This window comes from Streptomyces orinoci (genome assembly GCF_003121295.1).
Taxonomy (GTDB): domain Bacteria; phylum Actinomycetota; class Actinomycetes; order Streptomycetales; family Streptomycetaceae; genus Streptomyces; species Streptomyces orinoci.
Genome location: NZ_PHNC01000029.1, coordinates 608,762 through 622,037, shown reverse-complemented (window position 1 = coordinate 622,037; position 13,276 = coordinate 608,762). Strand labels below are relative to the sequence as shown.

The 13,276-nt window shown below is 70.8% G+C and carries 7 protein-coding genes and 1 pseudogene; 4 read left to right on the top strand and 4 right to left on the bottom strand.

Translation table 11 applies throughout. The features are described from left to right. The first annotated feature begins 64 nt into the window (after positions 1 to 64). Together malQ and CV755_RS17615 are read left to right on the top strand one after the other, a co-directional pair. A complete protein-coding gene (malQ, locus tag CV755_RS17620; protein WP_109281172.1) occupies positions 65 to 2,233 on the top strand; it encodes a 4-alpha-glucanotransferase in 2,169 nt (722 codons plus the stop codon). An 11-nt stretch (positions 2,234 to 2,244) separates the two neighbouring features. Continuing rightward, a complete protein-coding gene (locus CV755_RS17615) occupies positions 2,245 to 2,499 on the top strand; it encodes a hypothetical protein (RefSeq protein ID WP_109281939.1) in 255 nt (84 codons plus the stop codon). A gap of 191 nt (positions 2,500 to 2,690) precedes the next feature. Here the strand turns inward: CV755_RS17615 and pepN are convergent, their stop codons facing one another. Then, entirely contained in the window at positions 2,691 to 5,261 is a 2,571-nt protein-coding gene (pepN, locus tag CV755_RS17610) for an aminopeptidase N (protein WP_109281171.1), read from the bottom strand. Positions 5,262 to 5,383: 122 nt separating this feature from the next. Between pepN and CV755_RS17605 the strand changes: the two genes are divergently transcribed. Beyond that, positions 5,384 to 5,929, top strand: a complete 546-nt coding sequence (locus tag CV755_RS17605; RefSeq protein ID WP_241561264.1) for a Uma2 family endonuclease — start codon at positions 5,384 to 5,386, stop codon at positions 5,927 to 5,929. Between the two features lie 102 nt (positions 5,930 to 6,031). Here the strand turns inward: CV755_RS17605 and CV755_RS17600 are convergent, their stop codons facing one another. Both CV755_RS17600 and CV755_RS17595 read right to left on the bottom strand, forming a co-directional pair. Then, complete coding sequence (locus CV755_RS17600) at positions 6,032 to 7,060, bottom strand: aspartate-semialdehyde dehydrogenase (protein WP_109281170.1); 1,029 nt, start codon at positions 7,058 to 7,060, stop codon at positions 6,032 to 6,034. 236 nt (positions 7,061 to 7,296) lie between these two features. Further along, positions 7,297 to 9,954 (bottom strand): annotated as a pseudogene (locus tag CV755_RS17595) (S8 family serine peptidase); the annotation flags it as partial. 437 nt (positions 9,955 to 10,391) lie between these two features. On the opposite strand from CV755_RS17595, the gene CV755_RS17590 reads away from it, so the two are divergent. Then, a complete protein-coding gene (locus tag CV755_RS17590) occupies positions 10,392 to 12,116 on the top strand; it encodes a TIGR03767 family metallophosphoesterase (protein ID WP_109281168.1) in 1,725 nt (574 codons plus the stop codon). Here the strand turns inward: CV755_RS17590 and CV755_RS17585 are convergent, their stop codons facing one another. Next, on the bottom strand, positions 12,117 to 13,160 hold the full coding sequence (locus CV755_RS17585) for a hypothetical protein (protein WP_109281167.1): 1,044 nt from the start codon (positions 13,158 to 13,160) through the stop codon (positions 12,117 to 12,119). It lies immediately after the preceding gene. Positions 13,161 to 13,276: the final 116 nt, after the last annotated feature.

Sequence of the window (13,276 nt, the reverse complement as noted above, 5' to 3'; positions counted from 1 at the left end):
ATTTCCCGGGGCCCGCCGCCGGGTAGGGCAGGGGTGACCCCGCCACCGCCCTGGGAGGCTTGCCATGGACCGGGCCCGCCTGGCCGAACTGCACGGTGTCGCCACCTCGTACCAGCCCGCGCCCGGCCAGAGCGTCCCGGTGCCGGAGGACACCGTGGTCGCGGTGCTGGCCGCACTGGGGGTGGACGCCTCCACGCCCCGGGCGGTGCGGGATGCGCTCCAGGCACGTCAACGGGCTGCGGAGGGACGGCTGTTGCCGCCGGTGGTGGTGCTGACGGCACAGGACGGTACGGCCCGGCTCACGCAGGACGGTACGGCCGGGCGCGTCCAGGACGGTACGGCCCGGCCCGCCCTGGAGGGCCTGCCGGAGGGCGCCGTGCTGAGGGTGCAGACCGAGGACGGCCGGAGCCTGCCCGGCGACGGGCCGCTGCCGCTGGGCGGCCATCTGCTGCGGGCGCACGCCCCCGACGGCCGCTCCGGGAGCGCGCCGCTGATCGTCGCGCCCCGCCGGCTGCCCCAGCCGCCCGAGCGCGGGCATGGCTTCCTGGTCCAGCTCTACTCCCTGCTCTCCGAACGCTCCTGGGGCATGGGGGACCTGGGTGATCTGGCCGAACTGGCGGCCTGGGCCGGGCGGGAGTTCGGCTCGGACTTCCTTCAGGTGAACCCGTTGCACGCCGCCCTGCCCACGGCGCCCACCGACCCCTCGCCCTACCGCCCGTCCTCCCGCCGCTTCCCCGATCCGGTCCATCTGCGGATCGAGGACATCCCGGAGTACGGCTATCTGGGCGGCGCGGAGCGCCGGGCGGCGGGTGAACTGCTGGCGCAGGCGGCCGAGTTGCGGCAATCGGTGCTGCGCCGCGGCGAGTTGATCGACCGGGACGCGGTATGGGCGCTCAAACTGCGGGCGCTGGAGCTGGTGCACACGGTGCCGCTGAGCCCCGGACGGCGCGCCGCCTACTGCGAGTTCCTGGCCGCCCAGGGCCAGGCCCTGGACGACCACGCCACCTTCAATGCGCTCGCCGAGGTGCACGGCGGCGACTGGCGCCGCTGGCCCGGCGCCCTGAAGGACCCCCGCTCGGCCCGTACCGCCCGGGCCCGCGGCGAACTGCTGGAGCGGGTGGACTTCCACTGCCGGCTGGCCTGGCTCACCGATGCCCAGCTGGCCGCCGCCCAGCGCACCGCCCGGGACGCCGGGATGCGCACCGGCCTGGTCCACGACCTGGCGGTGGGGGTGCACCCGGGCGGCTCGGACGCCTGGTCCCAGCAGGACGCGCTGGCCGCCGGGATGTCGGTGGGGGCGCCGCCGGACGCCTTCAACTCCCGGGGCCAGGACTGGGGGCTGCCGCCCTGGCGGCCGGACGCCCTGCGGGCCACCGGCTACGCCCCCTACCGCGAGCTGCTGCGGTCACTCTTCCGGCATGCCGGGGCGCTGCGTATCGACCATGTGATGGGCCTGTTCCGGCTGTGGTGGGTGCCCGAGGGCCAGGAGCCCGGACGGGGCACCTATGTCCGCTATGACGCCGAGGCCATGCTGGGCGTGCTGGCCCTGGAGGCGCACCGGGCGGGCGCGGCGGTGATCGGCGAGGACCTGGGGACGGTGGAGCCGGGGGTGCGGGAGGCGCTGGACGGGCGGGGGGTGCTGGGTACCTCGGTGCTGTGGTTCGAGCGCGACTACCAGCAGCCCCGCCACCCGGCCCCGCTACCGCCGCACCGCTGGCGGGCGGGCTGTCTGGCCACCGCCACCACCCATGACCTGCCCAGCACCGCCGCCCGGCTGACCGGCGACCATGTGGTGCTGCGCCACCGGCTGGGGCTGCTGGCCAGGCCGCTGGCGGTGGAGCAGCGGGAGGACGCCAAGGCGGTGGCCGAGTGGCTGGCCCTGTTCGGCCGGCTGGGGCTGCTGCCGGAGGGGCCGGGCGACGAGGAGGCGGCGGTACGGGCGGTGCACCGGTTCCTGCTGAGCACCCCCGCCCGGATGGTGGGCATCTGGCTGCCCGACGCGGTGGGCGACCGGCGGCCGCAGAATCTGCCCGGCACCTGGGACGAGTACCCCAACTGGCGGCTGCCGGTCGCGGACGCCGGGGGACGGCCGCTGTCCCTGGAGGAGCTGGCCGCCTCGCCCCGGCTGCACGCCCTGATGGAGGAGGTCCGGCGGCTCTGCCCGGGGGCCGGGGCCATGGAGGCCACCCCGGACGCGCGGGGTCCGGAGGGGTCGGTTAATTTAAGCTCGTGAGCAATAAGAAGATGAACGCCGTGCGCGCTGGAGCGGTCTCCGCCGGCACGCTGATGCTGCTGCTGATGTCGTCCCCCGCGTTCGCGCTCACCCGCGACGACGGTGACGACCCGGGCCCGGGCCTGAGCTTGATCAACACCCTGGGGCTGTTTGTCGCCGCGCCGATCGTGCTGTTCCTGGTGATCGCCGGGCTGGTGATGGTGCTGTCCCGCAAGTCGGACAACGTCATGACGCACGACACCCACTACCCGCGCACCTCGCGCTGACGCGGAGCGCCCCTTCAGGGGCGCGGGGCAGCTGCGATATGCGGCTCCGCCGCGTGGGCGCGACCAGCCACCCGCAGCCTGTGGCCGAGCGGCTGCCGTCGTCGCAACTCGCCGTTTCATTGCCGGGTGCGGCCCGGTGGCCGGCTGAGCAGTAAGGGGCCGGGGCGTACCGCCCCGGCCCCTTATGTGCGTCAGGCGCCCGCCGCGTCGGCGGCCTGGGCCTTCAGCGCCCGCTCGATGCCCGCCCGGGCCTCGGTCACCAGCCGGCGCAGACCGGGGTTGGGCTCGGCGCTCTCCAGCCAGGCGTCGGTGGCCTGAAGGGTCTCCCGGGAGATCTGGAGCGTCGGGTAGAGACCGGTGACGATCTGCTGGGCGACCTCATGGTCCCGGGTCTCCCAGATCCGCTTGATCACCGAGAAGTACTTGGTGGTGTACGGGGCCAGCAGTTCGCGCTGGTCGGCCTGGACAAAGCCGCCGATCACCGACTCCTGGACCGCGTTGGGCAGCTTGCCCTGCTCCACCACCAGCTCCCAGGCGGCCGCCTTGGCCTGAGCCGTCGGCCGGGCCGCCCGCGCCCAGGCGGCGTGCTGCTCGCCCGCCGAGGTACGGTCCCGCTCCAGCTCGGCCTCGATCGCCTGCTCGTCCGCCCGCCCGGTGGCGGCCAGCCGGATCAGCAGGTCCCAGCGCAGCTCGGTGTCCACCGTCAGACCCTCGATGACCTCGCTGCCGTCCAGCAGGCTGGCCAGCAGATCCAGCTGGGGCGCGGTACGGGCGGTGGCGGCGAAGGCCCGCGCCCAGGCCAGCTGGTGGTCGCTGCCCGGCTCGGCCGCCCGCAGCTGCTCCAGGGTGGCCTCGGTCCAGCGGGCCAGTCCGGTCTCCCGCCACTCGGGCGCCGCATAGAGGTCCAGGGCCAGCTTGACCTGGCGCTGGAGCGACTGCACCACGCCGATGTCGGACTCCTTGGCGATGCCGGAGAGCACCAGCTCCAGATAGTCCCGGGTGGCCAGCTCGCCGTCGCGGGTCATGTCCCAGGCCGAGGCCCAGCACAGGGCGCGCGGCAGCGACTCGGCGAAGTCGCCCAGATGCGCGGTGACCGTCTTCAGCGACTCCTCGTCCAGGCGCACCTTGGCGTAGGACAGGTCGTCGTCATTGAGCAGCACCACCGCCGGGCGGGCCTTGCCCACCAGCTGCGGTACCTCGGTCAGCTCGCCGTCGATGTCCAGCTCCACCCGCTCGGTGCGCACCAGGCGGCCATCGGTCAGCTCATAGCAGCCGATGGCGATCCGGTGCGGGCGCAGGGTGGGTTCGCCCTTGGCGCCCTCGGGCAGCGGGTTGGCCTCCTGCCGCACCGCGAAGGAGGTGATCACTCCCGCGCCGTCGGTGGTGAGCTCCGGCCGCAGGGTGTTGATCCCGGCCGTCTCCAGCCATGCCTTGGACCAGGTGCGCAGATCGCGTCCGGAGGTCTTCTCCAGGGCGCCCAGCAGATCGCTCAACTGCGTGTTGCCATAGGCGTGTTCCTTGAAGTACGCCTGGACGCCGCGGAAGAACTCGTCCTGGCCGACATAGGCCACCAGCTGCTTGAGCACCGAGGCGCCCTTGGCGTAGGTGATGCCGTCAAAGTTGACCAGCACGTCTTCCAGGTCGTTGATCTCCGCCATGATCGGGTGGGTGGAGGGCAGCTGGTCCTGCCGGTAGGCCCAGGTCTTCATGGAGTTGGCGAAGGTGGTCCAGGAGTGCGGCCACCTGGAGCCGGGCGCGGCGGCCTGGCAGGCGATGGAGGTGTAGGTGGCGAAGGACTCGTTGAGCCACAGGTCGTTCCACCACTTCATGGTGACCAGGTCACCGAACCACATATGGGCCAGCTCGTGCAGGATGGTCTCGGCCCGCAGCTCGTAGGCCGCGTCCGTCACCTTGGAGCGGAAGACATACTGGTCGCGGATGGTCACCGCGCCCGCGTTCTCCATGGCGCCGGCGTTGAACTCCGGGACGAAGAGCTGGTCGTACTTGGCGAAGGGGTAGTCGTAGTCGAACTTCTCCTGGAACCAGTCGAAGCCCTGCCGGGTCACCTCGAAGATGGCGTCCGCGTCCAGGAACTCGGCCAGCGAGGGACGGCAGTAGATGCCGAGGGGGACGGTCCGCCCGTCCTTCTGGTAGCTGCTGTGCACGCTGTGGTACGGGCCCGCGATCAGCGCGGTGATGTAGGTGGACATCCGCGGGGTGGGCGCGAACCGCCAGACGCCGTCCTCGGGACGCTCCGGGGTGGGCGAGTTGGAGATCACCGTCCAGCCCTGGGGAGCCTTGACGGTGAAGGTGAACGTCGCCTTGAGATCGGGCTGTTCGAAGGAGGCGAAGACCCGGCGGGCGTCCGGCACCTCGAACTGGGTGTAGAGATAGGCCTGGTTGTCCACCGGATCGACGAACCGGTGCAGTCCCTCACCGGTGTTGGTGTACGCGCAGTCCGCCACCACCCGCAGCTCATTGCGCCCCGCGCGCAGCCCGCGCAGCACGATCCGGCTGTCCGCGAAGACCTCGGCGGGCTGGTGGGCCTCGCCGTTGAGCACCACCTGGCGCACCTCGGGCGCCACCAGGTCGATAAAGGTGTCCGCCCCGGCCTCGGCCGAGTCGAACCGCACGGTGGTCACCGAGCGGAACCTGCCGCCCTGCTGCGCCCCGGAGAGGTCGAGCTCGATCTCATAGGAGTCCACGGTGAGCAGCCGCGCCCGCCGCTCGGCCTCTTCCCGGGTCAGATTCGTGCCAGGCACCTGGGCTTCTCCTTCACATTCACGCTCAACTGGACGTTGCCGGTCATCCTTCCACGCAAGGCGTTGTCGGTGCCGGTGGGTACGCTGGCGGCACACGCAATGAGCGCAGGGAGGTGCGAGCCATGGCGGTGCTCGATCGGCTCTGGCGCGAGGTCGAAACCATGACCCCGCCGGAGGGCTACGTGGTTGAGATCATCGATGGGAGGGTGATCATGACGCCGCAGAGTCCGACGCAGTCCAACACCATCCGCAGTATCACGCGGCAGGCTGAGCGGGCACTGGGCGAAGATGTGCCGCTGGTTTTCGATGTGGCGATTGATTTCCCGGGGGAGACTTCGTCGGCGCCGGACGTGAGCATCCTCGACCTGGACGCCCAGCCTCGGGGCAAGCGCTACGTGTGCCAGGACGTGGTCGCCGCCATTGAGGTTGTCTCATCGGATTCGGATGACCAGGACTATGTGACCAAGGTGGCCAAGTACGGTCGGTTCGGCATCGAGACGTACTTGATCATCGACCCGTTCAAGAGGGTCTGCACGCTGTATGAAGGGGCTCTGCCGACCGGGTACGCGAAGCGTTCGGAGTACGCCTACGGTCAGGTGGTGGAGGTGGACCTGGTGGATGGCCGCAAGTTCGTGATCGACACCAGCGGCTTCCCGGTCGAGGCGTGAGCCTTCGCCGGTCAAGATGGCGTTGAGCGCGACCAGGAGTCCGGGGCCGGAGGACCACCGGGGTAGCCAGGCGCCGGCTACCCCGGAATCTCAACGGGCGTCTCAGGCGCCCAGCTCCTCGGCCACCAGCTCCGCGATCTGGACCGCGTTCAGGGCCGCGCCCTTGCGCAGGTTGTCATTGGAGACAAACAGGGCCAGGCCGTGCTCCACGGTCTCATCGGCGCGGATGCGGCCCACATAGGAGGCATCCTGCCCGGCCGCCTGGAGCGGGGTGGGGATCTCCGAGAGCTCCACACCGGGGGCGTCCTTCAGCAGCTCATAGGCGCGCGCCACGGACAGCGGGCGCTCGAAGCGGGCGTTGACCTGGAGGGAGTGGCCGGTGAAGACCGGTACCCGGACACAGGTGCCGGAGACCTTGAGGTCCGGGATCTCCAGGATCTTGCGGGACTCATTGCGGAGCTTCTGCTCCTCGTCGGTCTCGAAGCTGCCGTCATCGACCAGGGACCCGGCCATGGGCAGCACATTGAAGGCGATGGTACGGGCGTAGACGCCCGGCTCCGGGAAGTCCACCGCCGCACCGTTGTGCACCAGCTCGGGGCCGTGCTCGGCCGCCTTGCGGACCTGGCCGTCCAGCTCGGCGACCCCGGCCAGGCCGGAACCGGAAACCGCCTGGTAGGTGGTGGCCACCAGCGAGGTCAGGCCGGCCTCCAGGTGCAGCGGCTTGAGCACCGGCATCGCGGCCATGGTGGTGCAGTTGGGGTTGGCGATGATGCCCTTGGGGCGGTGGGCGATGGCGTGCGGGTTGACCTCGGAGACCACCAGGGGGACCTCGGGGTCGCGGCGCCAGGCCGAGGAGTTGTCGATCACCACGGCGCCCTGGCCGGCGACCTTCTCGGCCAGCGCCTTGGAGGTGGCGCCGCCCGCGGAGAAGAGCACGATGTCCAGCCCGGAGTAGTCGGCGGTGGCCGCGTCCTCCACGGTGATCTCCTGGCCCTCCCAGGGCAGCGTGGAACCGGCGGACCGGGCCGAGGCGAACAGGCGCAGCTGCGTGACCGGGAATTTCCGCTCGGCAAGGATCTTGCGCATGACCGCGCCGACCTGACCGGTGGCTCCGACGATTCCGATCCGCATGGGGACTCCCTGCTCGTTCACGTACTGGTTCGTACGTTCTCTTACGGCATGTCCAGGGTGGACGGTTCCATGATGCGGGGCGACCGGTACCAAAAGTCCAATCCGTTGTCCGAGGGGCGGGACGGGGGCCGGCGGCCCAGGGCCATGGTGGGTGATCCGGAACCGGTCCCGCGGCGGGGCCGGTGGGGCGGGTGCCCGTCATGGACACCCGCCCCGTGGCTAGACGCTGATCACTGGGCGCCCTGCGCCGTCGCCGTCAGGACATAAGGGTTGTCCAGCAGCGGCGAGGTGCGCCGGGCCTCGACCTCGATTTCCCAGACGCCGGGGGTGGGGTCGGCGTAGGAGCGCTGGTCGGGGCGGCAGGTGTTCTTGGGGTTGGAGTAGTTGGGGTAGCAGTTGGGCGTGCTGGTGGGGTCCATGGTCATGCCCCGGGAGTCAATGGCTATGAACCGGGTCTGGCTGCCCGGCCGCAGGCCGTCCATCCGCAGTTGGAGGGTCTTGGTGCCCTTGGGAACGGTGACGAAGTACGAGCGGGTGGCGTTGCGCTGCACCGTGCCGGAGTGCTGCCCGCCCAGCGGCTCGGAGACCACCACGGTGGTCATCAGCTGGAGGTCGATGCCCTCGGTGTGCGGGTCGTTCACGGCCAGGATGGCGGTGTGGATACCGGCCGTGCGGGGCTTGGCCTTGACCTTGACGGTCACCGGCTTGTTCAGCGGCAGCCGTACCCGGCCGGGGCCCGCCAGGCTGAAGGTGCCGTCGTTGTTGCGCCACTTCAGCTCGTGCCACACCGCCCCGGCGGGGCCGGAGGTGCGGGTGAGGGTGACCGGATAGGTCTTGCTCCGGCCCGTCTGGAGGCCGCCCTCGCGGTCATAGATCCCGGTGCCGAAGCCGGGGGTCTTCAGGCGGCCGGAGAGCACGGTGTCCACCGGGGCCTTGACCTGGTAGTCATGGGCGGTCGCGCCATGGCGCAGCGACTTCCAGGCGGCCCGGATGTCGATCAGGCCGGCGCCTTGCGCATAGGCCTGGACGCCCTTGATCTGCCGGGCGGTGCTGGTGAGCGCGGTGCGCAGGTCGGCCGGGGTGAGGTGCATCCGCTGCTGCTTGGCGGCCGAGATCAGCAGCGCCGAGGCACCGGCGGCCTGCGGGGAGGCCATTGAGGTGCCCTGCAACATGCCGTATCCGGCGGGCAGTTGATAGCCCGCCTCGGCGACCGGGGCGCCCGGCTCCCAGGTGGGCGTGGTGTTGATGGAGGCGCCGGGGGCGGTGAGGGTGGGGGTGAAGCCGCCGTCCTCGCGCGGGCCGCGGGAGGAGAAGGGCATCATCGCGTAGGGGGTCGTCACCTGGGAGCCGTAGTTGGCGGCCCAGGTCTCCTTGGAGACGGCCGCGCCCACGCTGATCACCTTGTCGGCCAGCCCGGGGTTGCCGATGGTGTTGGCGCCGGGGCCGTCATTGCCCGCGGAGATCACCAGCTGCACCCCGTACTGGTCGATCAGCCGGGTGTAGAGCTTGTCGCGGTCGTCATTGCCGTCGTTGAGGGCGCGCAGCCCGCCGATGGACATATTGATGATGTCCACGCCATGGTTGACGACCAGGTCGATCATGCCCTCCTTGAGCGCGACATTGGTGCAGCCGCCGCTCCAGGTGCAGGCCCGGGAGGAGACGATCTTCGCGCCGGGGGCCGCGCCGTTCATCCGGCCGCCGAACAGGCCGTTGGCCGCGGTGATCCCGGCCACATGGGTGCCGTGCTCGGACTCGATGACGCCGATATTGACGAAGTCGGCCTTCTTGCCGACCCAGTCGCCGCCCTTGGGGTCCATCGGCACGTCCTTGCGGATCTGCACGGTGAACGGAATCCGGGTGGCCACCTGGGACTTGGGGTCCTGCTTGCCGAAGTACCCCACCTGGAAGCCGTCCTTGTAGGGCTTCATCTCGGTGGCGTGGCGGAAGTCCCCGTCGTCGTCCAGATCGACGCGGACGGTGCCCTTCTTCGGGTCGTAGAGGACCGCCCAGGAATCGGTGGTGTCACCGTCCCGGTTGAGGTCGCCCTGCATATCGCCGCCGAGGGTGGCGCTCTCCTTGAACAGCGCCACCCGGTAGTCCCCTTCGGGGGCGGTGTAGGTGCGGCCGTTGAAGGTGAAGGAGGGGCCATGGACGTCGGTGGTCATCGGCAGCCAGGTGCCGTCGCCGTCCAGCAGCGGGTCGGTGGCGGTCACCCAGTCGATGATCTTGCGCTCACCGGTGGTGGTCTTCTGCAGCGCGGGGTGGGCCAGATCGACGCCGGAGTCCAGGATGCCGATGGTCACCCCCCGGCCGTCGGCCTTGGGGTGCTCCTTGACGAAGTCCACCGCGCCGGTCTCGAAGGCCGGCTGGTAGGGGTTCTTCGCCGGGGTGTCCTTGCCCGGCGCCGGGTAGCGGCCCTTGCCGGCCCCGGCTCCCGCTCCCGCTCCGGCGCCCGGGACGGTGTCGCCGTGCGGGGTGGGGTCGGGGAGCCTGATCTGCTCCTTGAGGTCGATGCTCTCCACCGAGGACAGCCGCTCGGCCTGGGCGATGGCGGCATCGGCCTTGGCGGTGGGGACGGTGACCCGGAGATAGCCCAGCTTGTCGTAGACCTTGCCCACCGAGGCGCCCTTGATGGCGCCGAGCCTGCCGGCGAGCCGGCCGGTCTCGCCCGGAGTGGTGGAGAACATCATGGTGACCGTCTTGTCACCGTCGGCCTTGGCCTTGGCCAGCAGGCCCGCGCCCTGTGAACCCAGCTTGTCCGGGGCCGGGTTGGCGGTGGTCACCGGCTGGCCGGCGAAGGCGGGCAGCGGGCCCGCCGCGGTGAGCGCGGCCGCGATGGCGGCCGCGACGGCTATTCGGCCGGTACGTCTGCCGCCGGAGGTGGGGGAGGTCATGGAGGTCCCTGTGCCTTGAGTGAGTAGTGGTTGACCGCTCACTTTTATGTAACTGGCAGCGATTTGGGGAGAGTTGTCGGCCAGGAAACATAAAGATGGCGTAAACCCGCCAGGGGCAGAGCCGGATGAAGCCGGATCTAGCGGATGAACCGCCGTGGTGGCCTAGGGCAAACGGACTACAACATCACCTGACGGCCTTTAAGGTTCCGCCAGGGGCGTTCCCAGCTGGGTGAACGCTGAGTGAGCGTCAGCGCTCCAGGGGACGAGTGAGATATGTCGGTTCGCAGTCGCCAAGATCGATGTGAGGTGATCGGCGGCGGCCGTTGCTGCCGCGTTAACGCCGAGGTCATCCGCGCTGCCAACCATCCTCACTGACGGCAGCCGCAGCCCACCTGCCAGAGAAGCACGTCATCGCCTTCGCACTCGGGGAGACCGCCATGCACCGCAGATCCACCAGATCCGCAGCCCCGCACCTCGACCGCCGCGGCTTCCTGGCGGCGGCGGGCGCCGTCGGCACCGGACTGACCCTGACCCTGGCCGGTTCCGCCGCCGCCGACACCCCGGACCCCGGCACCCACCCGGCCGCCGGCGCGCCCGAAACCGGCACCCTCGCCGAGGCCGCCCCCTCCGGCGCCGGCACCACCCTCGCCTCGGTGGCCGCCCCCCGCGGCAGCGGCGGCTACCGCCGCCTGGGCGAAGGGCCCGGCTGGCCCCGCCGGGTACGCACCGAGCTCTCCGCCGCCCGTGCCACCCGGGACCGCCGCCGCACCACCCTGGCCTCCTTCGTCCAGTTCACCGATCTGCATCTGACGGACGTACAGCACCCGCTGCGCTATGAGTTCTTCCGCTCCGGCGGCCCCGGCGCCTGGCGCCCGCATGAGGCGCTCACCCTGCCCGGCGTGGTCTCCCTGATCGAGCGCGTCAACAAGCTCCGCCATGGCCCGGCCACCGGCTCCCCGCTGCGCTTTGTCATCACCACCGGCGACAACGGCGACGAGAACGCCAAGATCGAGGCCGAGTGGTTCCTCACCGCCATGAGCGGCGGCCGGCTCACCCCCAACACCGGTGACCCCCGCCACTACGAGGGCGTCCAGAACAGCAACCTCAAGCTCTACTGGCACCCGGAGAGTTCACTGCGCGACCAGGACAAGGCGGTGGGCTACCCGCGCATCCACGGCTATCTGGACGCCGCCATGCGCCGCGTCAACAGCCCCGGCCTGAACATCCCTTGGTACTCCACCTTCGGCAACCACGATCTGCTGTCCGGCGGTTGCTACCCGGCCGTCGGCTCCTTTATCGCCGAGGTCGCGGTGGGCGGCAAAAAGCTCTACTCCATCCCGGCCAAAGAGGCCAAGTGGCTGATGGACGGCGAACTGCACGGCGTCGATCCCCGCGGCAAGCGCATAGAGGACCTGCTGCGCCGGCACAAGAAGGAACTGCGCCGGGTCACCCCCGACCCGCGCCGGGTACCGCTGACGCAACATCAGTACATGGCCATGCATCTGGACCCCGCCTACACCGGCAAGGGCCCGGCCGGCCACGGCTACACCAAGGCCAACCTCGACTCCGGGAACCTCTACTACACCTTCCGGGTCTCCGACCGGGTGCTGGGCGTCAGCCTGGACTCCACCTCGCCCGGCGGCCACTACCAGGGCTCCCTGGGCAGCGCCCAGTTCAGCTGGCTGGAGAAGGTCCTGGCGGACCACAAGGACGACTATGTCCTGATCTTCAGCCACCATCCCAGCTGGAGCATGGACAACACCACCCCCGACCCCGCCCACCCCCAGGACAAGCGGTACGGCGGCGATGAGCTGATCGATCTGCTGCAGCGCCACAAGAACGTCCTGGCCTGGATCAACGGTCACAGCCACCGCAACCGGATCCGGCCGCGCGGCACCTTCTGGGAGATCGCCACCGCCTCCCATATCGACTATCCGCAGCTGGCCCGGGTCATCGAGATCACTGACAACCACGACGGCACCATCTCGCTGTTCACCACCCTCATCGAGTCCGCGGCTCCGTACCGCACCGACTTCCACGACCTCTCGCAGACCGGGCTGGCCTCGCTCTACCGCGAACTGGCCTTCAACGCACCGGGGTCGGACCCCTCCCTGGTCGGCGAGGCCACCGACCGCAACACCGAACTGCTCCTCAAGCGCTGATCACTTCGGCAGCACCACCAGATACGCGGCCGGGTCGCGCTCGGCGGAGGACGCCAGCGCGGTCCGTACCACCGCGGCATGCCGCTCGGTCTCCCCGGCGTCCCCGGCCAGCTGCCGCGGGGTGAGGTGCACCACCGCCACCCCCAGCCGCTCCAGCCGCTCGCCGCGCCGGGCCGGTTCGGACCAGTGCATACCCTCCTCGGTGTGCGGGGCCCGGGTGTCGATCTCCACCACCACGCCATGGTCCGGCCAGAAGGCGTCCACCGCGCCCAGACAGGGGCCGCCCGGCAGCCAAAGCTCCACATTCCACAGCGGGGCGGGCAGGGCATGCTCGGCCACCAGGGCGTACAGCCGGCCCTCGGCCGCCGCCCGGCTCTCCGCCAGCAGGCCGTCCACCGCGGACTGCACCGCGGGCCGGTGCAGCACCCGGGACCGGGACAGCTCGCGCACCAGCTGGGAGGGCTCGCAGTGGCCGCCGCGCACCGCCTCCGCCAACAGGGCGCGCACCGGGGCGGGTTGGGTGAGGGCGGCCACCGCGTCGGCGACCGCCCGGGCCACCGGCGCCACCGGTACCCCGGCCAGCAGCCGGGGGCGGGGCACGGTGTGCGCCCGCACCGGACGGACGAACCCGGCCGGGCGCAGCCGGCGGGTGCTGGGCACCAGGACCTCGATCCGGTCCAGGGCGGCCGGCGGGGGAGCGGTGGCGAAGCCATGCAGGGCCAGCGCGGCCAGCCCGGTGATCATCGCCTGGCCGTAGGGCGCCGCCGGGTCCTCCTGCGGGCCGGGCTGCCGGGGGACGCCCTGGGTGCGCGCCAGGGTGTACAGCAGGGCGGCGTGCAGCCGCTCCTCGCCGCTGGCCGGACCGGAGTGCAGCAGATAGACCCCGGGCAGCAGCGGCTGCCAGGGACCGCCGGGCCGGCAACGCTCGTTGACGGTTGTGGAGGTCACTCCGTGCTCCCGGAGTTGACGCGAGGTCATCACCCGGTGCCGGATGTCGGTGAGGTGGTGCAGCGGACGAGGCGAAAGCGGGGTGTCGTAGCTCATGTCCCGGCCATTCCCGTCGTCCGACGGTCCTTTAACCGCTGTTACAGGCCCGTTGACAAATGCGGACAACAGCGGACCAATGCAGGGGCGTTCGACCTTCGAAAGGCCCAACGCCC